15 protein-coding genes and 1 pseudogene are annotated in these 15531 nt (G+C 46.2%); 3 read left to right on the top strand and 13 right to left on the bottom strand.

The features are described 5' to 3' along the window. Positions 1-40 precede the first annotated feature (40 nt). Positions 41-436, bottom strand: a pseudogene (locus CMO31_02370) (hypothetical protein). A gap of 639 nt (positions 437-1075) precedes the next feature. Between CMO31_02370 and tgt the strand changes: the two are divergent. Continuing rightward, positions 1076-2317 carry a tRNA guanosine(34) transglycosylase Tgt gene (tgt, locus tag CMO31_02365; GenBank protein MAZ52846.1) on the top strand — a complete coding sequence of 414 codons (1242 nt, stop codon included), beginning with the start codon at positions 1076-1078 and terminating at the stop codon, positions 2315-2317. 320 nt (positions 2318-2637) lie between these two features. On the opposite strand, the gene proC is transcribed toward tgt, so the two are convergent. The 8 genes from proC to CMO31_02325 all read right to left on the bottom strand — a co-directional run bounded on the left by proC (position 2638) and on the right by CMO31_02325 (position 10963). Further along, entirely contained in the window at positions 2638-3522 is an 885-nt protein-coding gene (proC, locus tag CMO31_02360; GenBank protein MAZ52845.1) for a pyrroline-5-carboxylate reductase, read from the bottom strand. Beyond that, a complete protein-coding gene (locus tag CMO31_02355) occupies positions 3423-3812 on the bottom strand; it encodes a VanZ family protein (protein ID MAZ52844.1) in 390 nt (129 codons plus the stop codon). Before CMO31_02355 ends, proC begins: the two co-directional genes overlap by 100 nt. Before the next feature lie 160 nt (positions 3813-3972). Then, the gene (locus CMO31_02350) at positions 3973-4293 is read right to left on the bottom strand and encodes a cupin (protein MAZ52843.1); all 321 of its coding nucleotides are present in this window, start codon (positions 4291-4293) and stop codon (positions 3973-3975) included. 215 nt (positions 4294-4508) lie between these two features. After that, complete coding sequence (locus CMO31_02345) at positions 4509-5081, bottom strand: GNAT family N-acetyltransferase (protein ID MAZ52842.1); 573 nt, start codon at positions 5079-5081, stop codon at positions 4509-4511. Continuing rightward, positions 5078-6487, bottom strand: coding sequence for an argininosuccinate lyase (gene argH / locus CMO31_02340; protein ID MAZ52841.1), 1410 nt, complete (start codon positions 6485-6487; stop codon positions 5078-5080). The genes CMO31_02345 and argH overlap by 4 nt, the downstream gene beginning before the upstream one ends. Continuing rightward, the gene (locus CMO31_02335; GenBank protein ID MAZ52840.1) at positions 6484-6993 is read right to left on the bottom strand and encodes a hypothetical protein; all 510 of its coding nucleotides are present in this window, start codon (positions 6991-6993) and stop codon (positions 6484-6486) included. Before CMO31_02335 ends, argH begins: the two co-directional genes overlap by 4 nt. Next, positions 6990-8204 (bottom strand): argininosuccinate synthase, encoded by a 1215-nt coding sequence (locus CMO31_02330; protein ID MAZ52839.1) that lies wholly within the window; start codon positions 8202-8204, stop codon positions 6990-6992. Before CMO31_02330 ends, CMO31_02335 begins: the two co-directional genes overlap by 4 nt. A 350-nt stretch (positions 8205-8554) precedes the next feature. Continuing rightward, the gene (locus CMO31_02325; protein ID MAZ52838.1) at positions 8555-10963 is read right to left on the bottom strand and encodes a hypothetical protein; all 2409 of its coding nucleotides are present in this window, start codon (positions 10961-10963) and stop codon (positions 8555-8557) included. A 148-nt stretch (positions 10964-11111) separates the two neighbouring features. Here CMO31_02325 and CMO31_02320 point away from each other — a divergent pair, with 148 nt between their 5' ends. Together CMO31_02320 and CMO31_02315 are read left to right on the top strand one after the other, a co-directional pair. Further along, complete coding sequence (locus tag CMO31_02320; protein ID MAZ52837.1) at positions 11112-11804, top strand: hypothetical protein; 693 nt, start codon at positions 11112-11114, stop codon at positions 11802-11804. A 128-nt stretch (positions 11805-11932) separates the two neighbouring features. Beyond that, positions 11933-12391, top strand: a complete 459-nt coding sequence (locus CMO31_02315; GenBank protein MAZ52836.1) for a hypothetical protein — start codon at positions 11933-11935, stop codon at positions 12389-12391. A gap of 77 nt (positions 12392-12468) precedes the next feature. Here CMO31_02315 and CMO31_02310 read toward each other — a convergent pair whose 3' ends face one another. The 4 genes from CMO31_02310 to CMO31_02295 form a co-directional block, all read right to left on the bottom strand. Continuing rightward, the gene (locus CMO31_02310) at positions 12469-13260 is read right to left on the bottom strand and encodes a hypothetical protein (GenBank protein MAZ52835.1); all 792 of its coding nucleotides are present in this window, start codon (positions 13258-13260) and stop codon (positions 12469-12471) included. A gap of 112 nt (positions 13261-13372) precedes the next feature. Then, the gene (locus CMO31_02305; protein ID MAZ52834.1) at positions 13373-14137 is read right to left on the bottom strand and encodes an NADPH-dependent oxidoreductase; all 765 of its coding nucleotides are present in this window, start codon (positions 14135-14137) and stop codon (positions 13373-13375) included. A 295-nt stretch (positions 14138-14432) separates the two neighbouring features. Continuing rightward, entirely contained in the window at positions 14433-14723 is a 291-nt protein-coding gene (locus CMO31_02300) for a hypothetical protein (protein ID MAZ52833.1), read from the bottom strand. A 117-nt stretch (positions 14724-14840) separates the two neighbouring features. Next, positions 14841-15521: a cell division ATP-binding protein FtsE gene (locus CMO31_02295; protein MAZ52832.1), complete on the bottom strand. Its 681-nt coding sequence runs from the start codon at positions 15519-15521 to the stop codon at positions 14841-14843. Positions 15522-15531 lie beyond the last annotated feature (10 nt).

Below are 15531 nucleotides of genomic sequence, written 5' to 3'. Positions count from 1 at the left end.
AATCAAACAAGCTTGGNGCGTCAGTTAGTAAAGGCCCTTCGCGTCCGTAGCGTACTAGTTCGACCTCAACTCGACGGATTCCCCAATTTACCGCCGCGTCGTACTGGGCAAACCATATGTCGACCTGTTGGCGTTTTCGGGCGTGCATAGTGTCTTCAACAATAAAGAAATTTTGAGTTTCTAAGATGTCCTGGTAATCATCAGCACCAGCACCAGTCGATAGGCTTCCGAGATCATTTAGGCGAACTAGAGAACCATACGGTAGTACAGAACCTAAGAGATCTCGACTGGCAGCAATGATTCCGAAACTTGTTCGCTTTCCAGTAGAAGTGATGTGGGGAGTGCTATCAGTCTGAGATGGGAGAGAGTTATATCCCGTGGCTATCACGGTATACCGTGGATTCGCTTTTGGCCCAAGTGTTTGGGGGAAATTAATGACCANCGGNTCCTGATGCAATGTCACTGAGGGAGTTATCTGGAGATTGATCATTTCAATTGGAGTGGGACTAAACCCCATAATTAGCATGGCGATGACAATGCCAACAGTCGTGAGTTTTACCCCTAGGTGCAGCGCCATAGGTCCCCGATCTCCCAGAAAAAATGTTGCGATCAATCTATTTGGTAGCGAAGAGAATAACCTGTCACAATGTTTTTGTGCAACCAACACATCGTTAATAGCCCCGCTGTCGAGTTTAGATGACCCTCGTTACTTGTTAAACCCAAGGTTCCTTCAATCAAAATCTTAAAGTAAATAGATAGCTGAGCCACCAATGAACGCTGTACTCGCTCAGAGTAAAATTAGCCTCTGAGTTTTAGGGGATTGTGGTCTGATGGGTCATACTGATCCGGATCTGACTTATTTGCGAAATGTAAACGGTTGATGTATTAGTTTTCGATGATTACTGATAGAAGAGGGCTAAGTTGCAAAAACGCAGGCTATTCTTAGAGTAGGTTGAAATTAGCGAGACCGATGTTACCGTAACCTTGATCTTGGGTTTCTGTATTGCCGAATTTGGGTAGCACTTATCCAGATCGTTTTCGAGAAGAACGGTCTTGGGCTATAATCGTCAAGCTCATGGATCGTAATCCGCTAGTCTTCGAGATAGATGCAGAGCACGGGATGGCTCGTTCGGGTTATTTACGTACGTCTCACGGGGTCATTGAAACTCCCGCCTTTGTAGCTGTCGGTACCCAAGGTACTGTTAAATCATTGGCCCCTGAGACAGTGATTGCAACGGGTACCCAGGTTTTGTTCGCAAATACCTACCATCTCTACCTCCGACCTGGTCAGCGAGTGATAGCAGACCATGGTGGACTCCATCGGTTCATGAATTGGCAGGGTCCCTTGATGACTGACTCTGGAGGGTTCCAGGTATTCTCTCTCGGTGCAGGGATTGAACACGGTATCGGCAAGATTGCCAGCATCTTTCCAGGTGAAGAAGATACACAGACCAATGAAGAAGGTGACTCGTTAAAGGACAGATCGATGGTTTCGATAGAAGAAGAGGGTGTCCGCTTTATTAGTCACATCGACGGTAGTGAGCATCTGTTCACCCCAGAGGGTTCAATTATTGTTCAAAGAGATCTGGGGGCGGATATTATTCTTGCATTTGATGAGTGCACTAGCCCGTTGCATGAAAAAGACTATACACGAGCTAGTGCTGAGAGGACGCATCGATGGGCTGATCGATGCCTTGAGGCTTTCGAGGCAACGATTCCGAGACACGGATATCCACAGGCTCTTTTTGGTGTTGTTCAAGGAGGAGCCTACCGAGATACTCGTGAATATAGTGCAAAGATTATTGGTAAGAAGGGGTTTGACGGTATTGCTATCGGTGGAAATCTAGGACGTACCCGGCAGGATATGTATCGGATTTTAGAATGGACCATTCCATACCTACCAGCTGATTTACCTCGCCATCTACTAGGTATAGGCGATGTATCGAGCATTTTTGAGGCGGTGGAAAGAGGTGTTGATACGTTCGACTGCGTTAGTCCAACCCGAAATGCCCGTAACGGGGGCGTTCTAGTTCGCTTTGATAAGGGAGTTAAGCTCCGAAATTTCCGGTTAAACCTTCGAAATGCTCGCTTTGCTAACGACCTTGCTCCTCTTGAGCAGGGGTGTTCATGTTACACCTGTCAACATTTTACGCGTGCTTATATAAGGCATCTGTTTCGGGCTAAGGAGCAGTTGGCGCATCAACTCGCGAGCATTCACAATTTGAATTTCATGGCGAGGCTAATGTCTGAGATTAGAAGCAGCTTGAAAGAAGGCAGGTTCGGAGTTTTAAAAGAAGAATGGCTTACCTTCGAGTGATTAGTTCCTAAGCCTCTCAGTAATGATTTGCTAGGAGGGACGTAAGAAAGACCAGTAATCTTTAGAGATGATGGATAGGCGGGAGTTGTTTTCCTGTACTAGAGCTTTCTGGGTGTCCGAAACTAATGTAAATGAGCTATTGGAATATCTCAATGGCCAGTTATTGATTAATTTTTCCTGACAAGCCAGACAAAGTCGCGTTAGAAACCAGAATTAACCTAGGCATAAAAATAGTTGGTGCTATTCTAGCCTTGAATCCATCAGCATCACCGCAACAAAAATACGAGAGGAGCTATGCAAAATAAAAGTACCAAGATCTCTTAATGATGATCTTCTCGTAGTTGTTTGGCCCGAGAAGTTGCAGCTTCGATAGCGTCGATTAGGGCGTATCGTATTCGATGTTTCTCTAAAGCTTTTATGCCGGTTATGGTAGTACCTCCGGCTGAAGATACTTCATCTTTGATGCTAGCCGGACCCTTTGCCTCAAGCAGTTGTGCCGTTGCCAGCAAAACCTGTCTAACGAGGTCAGCGGCTATTTCACGGGTGAATCCAACCCGAACACCACCGTCCGCCATAGCTTCGGCGACTACTGCGGCGAAGGCTGGGCCTGAAGCAGCCAGACCTGTAAAGCTGTCAAACATCGTTTCGGGAATAGGGTAAACTTTACCAACGGACTTGAATAATCTAATTGTGAAATCAACCTGTTTAGGGGTTGCTTCAGAATTTGACGTTATCGCAGTAGCGCTCAGACCAACGTGTGAACCTAGGTTCGGCATGGCACGGGTAATAATATTACTGTCTAGGCTAGAAGCAAGGGTTTCAGCTGATACGCCGGCCATGATGGATATGAAACTGGCTCGAGATCCTTTCAATAGCGGTGCGGTTTTGGCCAAAAACACCTGTGGCTTGACGGCGATGAGGATAGCCTCGGCCTTAAGAATGTCCTTTTCGGTCACTTCAAGAACTTGAAACTGCTCACATAAGTACTTACGCCGTTTTGGATCTGGATGATAAATTCCTACTTCGTCAGTGGTAAATATCTCAGCTCTCAGGGCTCCCGTGAGAATGGCTCCCCCCATTTTTCCGGCACCGACTATAATAAGCTTCACGGGTTCCATTTTACCCGTTCTCTTAATTTGTTGCGATATAGGGATAACAGGCATACTGCCGTTATTGTTCCGACAATATCCGCAACCCAGTCCCATAGATCCGCGATTCTTCCATCGACATAGAGTTGGTGCCACTCATCGGTTGCTCCGTAGAACGAGGCAATGATAATAGCAAGCCAGGTTCGCTTGGTTGCTAAGAATAAAAAAATACCGAGGATGCCAAAAACACAAGCGTGCACCACTTTGTCGATAATGGGTAGTTCTAACCATCCTGGCGTCAGAATAGGGAGAGATTGGGAAGAAAAAACGAATATCAGTGATGCCCAGGTTACAGCAGCAATGATCCAAATAATTCGGTTTAACTTAGCTAAGTATGCAAGTTTCAATTAGGGCCTGGTGACAGTAATTGGTTGGGCATCATATCTAAAATATGAGGCTTAGTGGCTGAAATGTAGGTAGAGAAATTAGAGAGAGCAAATTCCCCTATGGCTATCCTTTTCATTGATGCTTCGGGTCGTAAAACATCCCTATGTAAAGTTGCTGTGATCACGATGGTTTGGGTGCCATTGTGACCAGTAGGATTACTTGTCGCTCCGTCGTGTTCCTCACGCCGTGGGGTATACCCGCACGGGCGATGACAGCTTTACCTTCACCTAAAGTAGCTTCTTCAGCAGCAATCTCAAATGTTGCTTCACCTTCCAGGACCAAGTAAACTTTGTCTTCCTTCGGGTGACTGTGCACTTTTTGGAACTGACCTGGTAGCAGGCAATAGAGGTCGTAAAAAAATTGTTGGCTCGAGAAAATGGGTATTTTCTTCATTTTTATTTTGTCGAATTGACTCAGGGTTGAGAGTAAAGCGGTTTCCATGCCATAAGAATAGCTTAAAAGAACTGCGCTGAGGTTTCTCATAGTATCGTACGGATGATTAGGGGTCGGTACTTCAGCGCTAATTTCGAGAAAGCGATTTGTTGTTCAGTGCGTCAAAAAACACGTAAGTTGTTTGTGCAATAGCCGTATAGAAATATAGGATCTAGCGAGACCCCTAATCATTAAGTTGTTTGATTTGTTAATTGACCCACATTCTAGGTGATTCCCGGTGGTACTTGTGATATAGGAGGTTTCGGAAGGCCTTCCGGTATCGGGACTCCTTCGAGTTGCTTAATCATTCCGTTTTCATTGCAATTGTTATAGAAAGTGCAGCGGAGGCATTCTGACCAAACTCTTGGGTGGAGTTCGCGACTTTTGTCAATTTTAGTGAATCCACAACGCTCAAAGAACGCAACAGCGTAAGTCCATGCGAAAAGCGTAGGCACTCCAAGGAAACGAGCTTCGTCTTCGCAGGCTTTGACTAATTGACGACCAATACCACGTGCAGTAAGCTTTGGCGCTACTGCTAGACCACGAATTTCAGCAATATCGCCCCAAAGTATATGTAAGGCCCCAGTGCCGATAATTTGAGGTATACCTACGGACATGTCTTCAGCGACAAAGAAGTCTCGCAGATTAGCAAACAAATCATCTATCGGCCGCAGCAACATGCGATCTTTGTGGGCCCAGTGTTCGATCAACTTGTGGATTGCTGGCACGTCGGTTGCTTTGGCAGATCTTACTTCAATAGTGATTGATTCTGGCAAGTCTAGATTTTGACTATTCACGAACTTTCCTCAGTTTTCAACTTGGATAGTCGTATTCTAGTCCGGTTAATCTGCTTCTCTACCTGGCTTCTTGCCGTACCTCCAAAACTATCCCGAGAGTTAACAACATCTTCTAGAGAAAGTATTTCAAGGGAACTTTCGTCAATAAGCTCGGTAATTTCTTGCATTTTAGTGAGACTAAGGTCAGCAAGATTAACATCGTCAGAGATTGCAAGTGCTACCAGTTGGCCTACAGCATGATGCGCCTCACGAAAAGGCATTCCTCTAGATACCAGGTGGTCAGCCAGGTCAGTAGCGTTGCTGTGAGAGCCGGCTGCTGCCACAGCCATCACTGCAGGGTTAGGCTCGATTAGGGGAATTATTGATGTGGTCAGCTCAAGAGCATCAATGATAGTTGATGCTGTATCAATAACTCCTTCCTTATCTTCTTGCATGTCCTTGTTATAGCTGAGAGGAAGGCCTTTCATAACCGTAAGTAGAGCCATCAGCGAGCCATATATGCGTCCTGTTTTACCCCGGATCAACTCGCTCACATCTGGATTTTTCTTTTGTGGCATTATCGAACTGCCTGTTGTGTGGGAGTCAGGCAAAGTAATAAATCCGAATGCCGGGCTTGACCAGAGCACAAGTTCCTCGTGAAACCGTGACAAGTGCATAATCAAGATACTTGAATTAGCAAGATATTCGAGTGCAAAGTCCCGATCGGAGACAGCGTCGAGGGAGTTAACTGCTGGTGAATCAAACCCCAGGAGAGTGGCTGTGCGTTCCCGATTAATGTTGAAACCAGTTCCTGCTAAGGCTCCTGATCCAAGAGGGGACACGTTGACTCGTGGTAAGGAGTCTAAGAGGCGCTCTCTATCCCGATCGAGCATCTCTACGTAGGCCATAAGATGATGAGAGAACAGTACTGGTTGAGCCACTTGTAAATGGGTGTATCCCGGCATGATCACAGAAATGTGCCGTTCCGCAAGATCGACCAGGGCTGTTTCAACCATACATATTTCTCTAATTGTTTCCTTGATGCGTTTTCGTAACCAGAGACGGAAATCAGTAGCTACTTGGTCGTTACGACTTCGGGCAGTGTGGAGTTTTCCACCTAGAGGACCGATCTTTTCTGTCAGAGCTGATTCAATGTTCATGTGTACATCTTCAAGCTCTTCTTGCCAAACAAACAGTCCCGCTTCAATTTCTTCCCTTATGACGGTGAGTCCATCGATAATTATGGTTACCTCGTCCTGGGTAATTATGTCCTGCTCGGCTAACATCCTAGCGTGAGCGATAGAGCCCTCAATGTCCTCTAGGGCAAGAGCTTGATCTACCGAAATAGAGGCGTTAAAGGCTTGTACCAGTTGGTCTGTCGGTTTTTGGAACCGACCTCCCCACATGCGACGCTTTGTTTTGTTCATGACGGAGTGTCCGACTGGATTTGCCAGGTGCCACCAACCCGTTTCTGGAGCAAATTGCAATGATCTTCTTTGCCGATGACTCGATAACCCATGCGTTCATAGTACGGGAGGAGATCTTTGCGGTCGAGCCTAAGTGATAGTTCGGGGATGTTGTGACGTATTGCTAAAGCTTCAACCTTAGTCATGAGCCAACGACCGAATGCCTGCCCTCGTTCAGAGGGAAGGGTGGCTATGCGATCAACTCTCCATCCCCCATTGTGTTCTGCCCAGCAAACAGCGCTTAATATTTTTCCGCACTGGTTCTCAAGATAAAGAGAGCCGCCATGCTCAAGCCAAGCACGGATACGTGACTCCAAGTTACGAGATTTGGGACGGGCCTTGTTGTAAAGCACTTCGAGGCGGTTTAAGTCTTGTAGGTTAGCGGAGCGCAGACGAGCTGCCTGGTAAGCGATTCCTGGGTCGTGTGCTATTACGCTATTTTTGCTTAACATTGTTTGTTTAGTCATTCGGACCTTGTGGTTGAGAGTTGGTTTGCAACGCGAAGTCTGAGAGAGTTTAATTTGATAAACCCTTCGGCATCTTTCTGTTCATAAACGCTGTCCGCTTCAAAAGTAGCTATGTCCTGGCGGTATAAACTATTGGGGCTAAAGCGCCCTAAGATCGTTGCATTTCCTTTGTATAGCTTAATTCTTGCAGTGCCAGACACAGGACGTTGTATATCATCCATAAGGCCTTGTAGAGCTTCTCTCTCAGGTGAAAACCAAAATCCGTTGTACACCATAGCCGCGTATTTTGGCGCTAGCTCGTTTCGCATTTGTAAGACGGGGCGGTCGAGGGTAAGTGATTCAACCGCCCTATGAGCAACGTAAAGAATTGTACCGCCCGGAGTTTCGTAACAGCCGCGGGATTTCATTCCGACGAATCTATTTTCAACTAGATCCACTCGACCTATGCCATGTTTTCCAGCTAATTGGTTCACCTGTTCTAGAAGGGCTACAGGCCCAAGGCGAATCCCATTTAATTTTACGGGCGTACCCTTTTCGAAAGAAATTTCGATTATCTCAGGTTCATTCGGGGCTTCTTCGGGCGATACAGTTAATGTCCACATGTCTTTAGGAGGTGCTACCCAAGGATCTTCCAATATCCCACCTTCATAGCTAACGTGGAACAGATTAGCATCAGTAGAGTAAGGTTTCTGTGGCGTAATTGGTACGGGGATACCATGTTCGGTCGCGTAATTTATACAGTCTTCACGGCCCCTAAGGTTCCATTCTCTCCATGGGGCAATAATAATTATTTCTGGATTGAGCGCGTAGGCTGTGAGTTCAAAGCGTACCTGGTCATTACCTTTTCCAGTGGCACCGTGAGCTATAGCGTAAGCTCCTTCTTGCTCAGCAATAGATATCATATGCTTGGCTATAAGGGGCCGAGCAAAGGATGTGCCCAGTAGGTAAGTTCCCTCGTATGTGGCTCCCGTGCGAAGGACGGGAAATACAAAATCCTCTACGAACTCATTTACAAGATTGACTGCATAAGCCTCAGTGGCCCCAGTGGCAAGGGCTTTCTTCCGGGCCTCTTCTACCTCTTCTCCTTGACCAATATCAGCTGTAAAAGCGATTACATCTGCCTTATAATTTACGGCGATCCATTTTAGTATCACGGAGGTATCTAAGCCGCCGGAATAGGCAAGAACCACTTTTTTTCTCTGTTGAGCCATTGCGTTGACCTCATCTCTATCGAATAAAAACTTAACTGACCTGCGCCTACGGGCGCAGGAAATTTTCATAGCCCCTTTTGGCGGGCGGAATTATATGCGTCGAGCGCGTCTTCGGATCTGTGATAAGCGTAACATTACTATTATGGGTTACCGTCAAAATTTACACGGCAGTTGTATTTCGTTGCAAATGTAGCAAACTCTAACGAGCCGGTCAAGGGATCCGCCAGGTTGAGTAAAAGATTTATAGGAATGCATGAGGCTCTTTAAGCCTCTAACACTGCTGAGTAGCACCGGGACAATATGTGACTTAGTAGTTTAAGTCCGAATAAGCTAAACTCACCGGAATCCGTTTATTTGAGTTCAATTAACCGGCGTCGATGTGCTATAAATGCCGTTGTAAACACAACAACGTTAACGCTATAAACAATTCCTAAAATGACATAGTCGGTACCAATGGGGAAAATATTATCTAGTTGCCAGCCAGAGGTTTGGCTCACTAAATCGAAACCAAACACTGCCCATGAAGATAACAATAATATGCCCCAAAAACTTTCGGCAAGACCCGTGCCCGGTACTAAGATAGCTAAAACATAGAGGACAGGGTTGTAGGTAACTCTCTGCGCTAATCGTGGTCGGGGAATTATTAGCCATACGATTGTTGCTGCTGTGAAAAGCAGAAACAACACAACGAGTGACAACCAAAGTGTACGACTACCCCAATCCGGTTGAGAATTGATTAGGCCTTTCCATGGATTCATTAATCCGTTAATCAGTGTGTGATGCCAACCACCAGTCCATGCGACGAGAAGGTCATGCGTTGTGGGGGATGCTAGTAGTGGTTGTCCTGGTCGGTAAGCTTCGTGAAAAGGCAGTGGTGATGTGATGCGACCAAGATTGTAACGGGCCTCTCCTAATTCAGGTTGGAGGTCTGATGCTCGCTGATAAAGAACCTCTGAACCAGTTAACGCAGCAAGATTATTTATGGCTGGGGCGAAGTTTCCCGCCTGTTTATATGATGTCATTGCTGCATTTAAGTCACCTATGATGTGAGACGCGTAACCCTCTAAGAAGTGGGCTCTAGGACCTGTGAATTGTGGTCCTTGGAGAGCAAGCCAAGCTGAGGAGCTAGAAAGGGTGCCCGAGCGTAGTGAGGATGGCATGGCATCGGCTCTGTCAGCCCATCCAGCCAGTAGGGCGAGAAGAAAGATGATAAGTAATAGCATAATTAAAGTCAGCTTTTCCTTCAGACTGTAGTACCTAATTGCCAGAAGTCGAGTGAGGTGAGTTGTTTTTCTTCCTGCCTTTTGATTGTTACGAAGCATTATTGTCTGCGATCCCCAATATTTGAACATCAGCGTTAGATGCAAAGTCAATATAGAAATAAAAACTGCACCTGCAGCTAACCAACCAGTTCTACCTAGAGCAAGAAACGCGTTGTCGAGGCCAGCAGCTAGTGAGGGCCGACCCAATTCTCGAGCATTAGATTGCCATAATAGCGCTTCGTCATTCCGACCCGCAGAACGAAGTTGGGCGGCGTAGTTTAAGAGGTAATTTCGGGTCTCTGGAACCTCAGGTGTTGATAATAGATGGACCCACTTAACCCAACTGTCAGCAGAGTTCAAATCGCCCGTTTCAAGACTAGTTCGAAAGTATTGCATTGGGAATGCGTAAAGTTCGTGGAGTTCAATATCGGTAAGAAGGCGCGGATCATAACCCCTAGTTGCAAAGTCAACTAAGGCTAGGTTCATCGCCTTATCTAAGAGATCATGTTGATTAAACTCATTAGCAACCCTAGCGATCTTAGCTAGATCATAAAAAGTAGTAGCTGATTCGATGGCTTGGATCAGTAATTCTCTTCGGTCAGACTCAGGTCTGTTAATTAGCGCGATATGGAGCCAAGGGTTTGTTGTATCACGCTTCATGCGGTCTTCAATGTCCTGAATTTTTGCTTCGGCGCGTAACCAGGAAAATGGTAGAGGATCAGTCTCAAAGCGAACGATCTCGTTGACTCCAGATTTACTGACAGTGAACTGTTCGGTATAACCCCGCGTAAACGTTACGGTAATAATAACAGAGTCGCCTTCCTTCACAATCTCAGATATTTGGTTTGGGAGAATATCTCGTCTGATAACGGTTCCATCGTCCGGGTTTATTCTAAGCAAGCTATTGCCTAGACCCACAATTAGCTCCTTGTTGTCGAAAATTAAGGGGCCTATTGGTCCTGCTGGCGCAGGGAACGAAAGTGACCATATGGTGGCTTGACCATCTACGGCCTTCAATTCACGTCCGTCCCAATCAAATGTGAGATCGGAGGTCAATCTTGTAGAAGATTCTGCGGTTAAATTATTGGTGGTTTGGTTCGATTCTAAGCCTATGTTGGGAGCTAGGCCCGTGGTGTTTTCCCCTAAGGGGTCTACATCAGATAACGGGTCCATTTGGTCTAGTTCGGTGACTTGTGAGGGTAATGATACTATTAGGTTCTGACTAGTTGTGAAATTATTTCTATTTAAAGCAACAACCCATATCCCTTGTGTCCCAGGCGAAAATTTGTATTCCGCTTTTCCTTGGCTGTTACTTCTCAGAGTTGTTTCAAAGACTTCTTGATTCGGCCCTTTGATTTTGAGATTATAGTTGGAAAACCGTTCTAGACCCTCAGCTTTAAGTACCAATGGCCGCCCAAGTTCGATCTTGCTCTCCTCAAGGTAGACGGAAGGAGGTTCCTGAGCTAATGCGACACAAGGAGTAAATAGGCCAAACATTATGCACAGTGTCCAGGAGTGTGTCCTAAATAGCGTCCGCAACTGGGTCGTCATGATCCACAACCTTACCGTATACAGTGTATCTACTCTGGCTGGCCTAAAGCTTCCAAGGATAGTATAGGCCGTAAGGGGTTTCTCTGGGTTAAAGATGGTACTTGGTATAATCAACTTAATGCAAGATCTCTGGGCCAGATTGGCAGCCCCGTTTCCTGACGAGGAAACCATATGGTTAATAACAGAGATATCTTCTGGCGATAGTCGGGCCCGCGTTCGATCACAAGTATCTTTCGATGCGATTACTACAAGACTAAATTTTGAAGTGGGCGTGAGTGGGTGGTCAAATACCTATGTCGTGCCTGGGGATGGAGTTTTAGGTTGCGCTCTCACTATTGGGCAGACGACCAAATCAGCGATCGTTGAAGCTTTGGAAGGGGAGATGACCGAACAAATAGGACAAATTTCTTTTGTTAGAGCAGCGGAATTGTTTGGCATGAAACCGACTCAAGGAACTGAGTATGTCTGGGTGGATTACGATGTTGCTACCTCACCATCCGTAATAGATCCCTGGATTAGCACGATTACGCCTGAAAATCCTGGCGGTAATGGATTGTCACAAACGTTGGATATTTCTGGAGCAAGTATTGATAACCAGAAAACCAAAGGACAGATGGCGATCGACCGATTGGTAGATCGGTTGCGGGATTCTGGTTGTAGCGAAGAGGCCGCTGGTTTACTTGTTGAATACGGTGGATACGGGAATAATAGGGAAGCGGCTCGAGAGCTTTACAGTAAGCTAAGAGCTTTACTGTTGAACAAAATAGACATTCAAAACATTGACTGATACGGACCGCAAGGAACCAAGATGAATTCCAATTAATTGTTGGGTCGGATGAGAGTAGGTTCTTGAGGAAACTAGATCGTTAGGTTTTGCCTGATACCCTGATGCGATAAAACTTTCCGGGGGGATTTATGGACTTATATATAAAAATGCTAGAAACTAACCTCCAACGTATAATTAAAGACATCGGCGATTTAACCCAAGAGCAGAGCTTAATTACGTGCGTCCCAGGGGGTAGTAATGCTAACTGGTTAGTGGGTCATTTGATTCATTACCGGTGTGAAATTCTGAGAGCTTCGGGTAATGAAGCCCCGTGGGGACCAGAAATGAGTACTCGGTATGGATATGGATCGACCGCTCCGCAGAGGGATCAAGCCGAATCATTTAAAAAGTTGATAGAAATTTTTAAGAGCACCCAGGCGTTGGTTAGTCAGGCGTTAAAGGGCTTAACAGAATCCGACATAGACAAGGCGCTCTCGGAAGAGGATGGCCATAGGTTAGAGTTTCTTGTTTTACAGCATGAGACTTTACATAGTGGTCAAGCCGTACTATATCAGCGAGTGGCACATCACGCCTCTGAAAATCACTGAATCTCTCTCAAAAACACAATAAGAAGCCCTTAACTCCGATAGGTTTAACCTAAGCGGTAATGGGTGGGTTACAGAATTTAGGCAACGACTAAGAAGCTTAGGAGGCTTCGGCCAATCAGTAGTTGAATGCCAGTGATCGTAAGAAGGACGTAGATGAGTAGGTTGAATATTCGTTGACTGAAAATCCCGATCATTAATAACCCAAGTCTGATTCCTATGTATATAAGAGGGAGAAGGACAGCCACTACAAGTAGGTTGTTTAGTGAAAGCAGTCCAAGTATTCCGTAGGGGATTAACTTTAGGCTGTTGATGATCAGCCAGAGCCAGGCAATTGTTCCAACAAATTTACGGCGGTCAAGATTCTGGGGTAGGAGATACATTATTACAGGCGGACCGCCCACATGAGCTATCGTCGAGGTGAAGCCGGCAAACGTGCCGAGTGCAGCTCCAATAATCCGGTTGGGCTGGTACGGTTTAAGTGCTTTCGGTAATGTAATCTGGGTAACCTTATACAACACAAATGCAAGACTGATAATACCAATCCCGATTTTGAGAACTTCCTCTTGATCAACAAAATGATTGAAGAAAAGACTACCTAAGGTAACGCCGACAAGTGCGCTTAACACGAGCAAGACCAGGTTTGGTTTGTCGAAGTTATGCTGGTAATGTCTGACTGTAAAAAGGTCACCTGCCAGGAGTAATGGGAGAAGCAGGGCAACGGCCTCAGTAACTGGTAAAACTATAGCTATCAGAGGAGTGGCTACTACACCAACTGAACTACCAAACCCAGCTTTAGAGATTCCAATCAGAATGACAGCTAAGCCCGTTAGTAACCATACTTCCAATGGATAAGTGGGCCATACTACCACCGTCGAACTTTAACACTACTTCGGTGACAACCTTGCCTTTGGCACCAGGTTTCTAGATGGTGTACCTAATTGCTTGACCCCCCACAAATATTCCTATGTTGAGATCTGAGCTTTACTTGAGCCCGAAACCTTGGTGTTCAAGCACGACCCGTAGGTCAGTCCGTGAGGTTTTTTTCACCCGGCGAGCCGAGTGTTCACGCCAGCCATATTGGTCGCTATCTTCATCCGTTTCAATTTGACGACCTTGGTAGATTCCAGTGGCTCGCATTGATGCGTCATAAAGATCAAGAAGTTTAGCTTCATCCTTAGGGTCATAGCGTTCCCAGTGGAGAATGGCCTCCGTTTCTAGCCTTGGTCGGTTAACTGGAGCTGAATCCGGATAACCTAAGGTCATTCCGGAAACAGCAAATGTTAGTTTTGGTAGATCCAGGGCTTTGATAACTTGTGCTGGACGGTTCCTGATGCCACCGATGAAGCACGTTCCTAGGCCGAGAGATTCAGCCGCCAGACAAGCGTTTTGCATCAGGAGGGCAGTATCAACCGCCGCGACTAGGAAGTTCTCCATATACTCGGCGTCTATTTGGTGTCCCTGTTCTCGGCAGATTCTGTGCAGCCTACTTAAATCTGCACACCAAGCAATAAAAACTGGTGCATGGCGGATATGTTCCTGGTCGCCACACAATTCTGCAAGGTGTTTCCGGGAAGCAGGATCGCTTACAGCGATAGCGCTATACAGCTGAAGATTGGACGATGTAGCAGCCTGCTGGCCGGCTGCTACTATGGTTCGTACTAAGTCCGGAGAAATTGGCTCGTCACGGTAGTGCCGAACTGAACTGTGATTGTATATTGTGTCAATAACTGGTGTTCGTTTAATCATAGTTACTTGTATATCGTATTTCCGCCGGCGTTGGTTATGTCGGGGTCTTTTAAGAGTGCTTTAGGGTAGGGAGAAGTAGCATGATGTTGCACAATTCTGCTCCATGTTTTTCTCCCATTTCTTTACCGTGGCCCTTAGGCAGAATAGGTTTAGGTCAGAGAGGACTAGTCTCAGAGAATACGACAATGGGGATTTGTGAGTCGTTGCTGGCCAAGCGGACAGCCCGCACGAGTTGGTTCTGATTCAGATACTGTTTATATGGGTTCAAAGTTTCATCCGGTTACGGAAACCAGATTTACTCTACTTCGCGTAAGATTTCGCGTCGACCAGATTTCACTAATGGAACAATTCTCGCATAGATATCTCTCCAGCCGGCTGGAGGGTTGCCCAGGACGGTTTCTAGTTCTGAAAGGTTTTCCAGCCGGCTTTCCATGATTAGGGTGTAGTACTCACCAGTTATGTCTGTTAATACACGGTCTATTGGATAGCCAGCAGCTTTAAAAAGCTCCCTACCTTCTTTGATTAGCTCAATTACGTCGCGAGCTTTACCAAACTGTAGTTGGAAAATGTCTCTTACGATTATCACGATATGCCTCCTGGCTTCTTTCTCATGAGCTGTAGTTGAGTAGTATAGGTTTCTCTGTAATGGTGTAGGTACCGGGTTTCAGTGTCTTGATTAGATAAGAAAATCAGTACAATAATATCATAGTGAGTACCCCCCGTCTGAGTCGTCTCGGACTAGCTCTCCGTTCCGGAGCACTAGCGTCCTATGTCTAAGCCGATCGACAAGATCCCTAGAGTGAGTTGCTACTACTACGGTAGTTCCTTGCAAGTTAATATCATTGAGTAGTTCAAATATTTCCCATCCTGTATCGGGGTCAAGATTCCCTGTTGGCTCGTCAGCTAATAGTATTGGAGGCGAGGTTACTAAAGCTCGCGCAATGGCTATGCGCTGTTGTTCTCCCAAACTCAACTCGATGGGATATGCCTTGCGTTTGTGAGCAAGCCCCACTTGTCGTAGAGCGGTAAGGGCACGTTGTTCGAGATTACCTCTAGACCTTGTCGCTCTTAACACGAATACTAAATTATCGACAGCGCTGAGGCCAGCGAGGAGTCGATGATCTTGAAACACCGTTCCAATCTGCCTTCTCAGGAGTGGTAATTTACGGGTGCCGACTCGGCTGAGGTCCTGACCCAAGATGCTTACAAATCCTTCGGTCGGGAGGGCGCGTCGCAGGACCAGCGATAACAGTGTGCTTTTCCCCGCCCCTGAATGACCCGTAATGTAAACAAATTCTCCTTGTCGGATACCAAAATCTACATTACGAAGCGCGTGAGTATGAGTTCGGGGATAAGTTTTGGTTACTTGGTGAAAATGAATCAGCGTAGAGTTG

Source organism: Trueperaceae bacterium, from assembly GCA_002707365.1.
GTDB lineage: Bacteria > Deinococcota > Deinococci > Deinococcales > Trueperaceae > UBA6957.
This window is presented reverse-complemented; position numbering and strand designations above follow the sequence as displayed.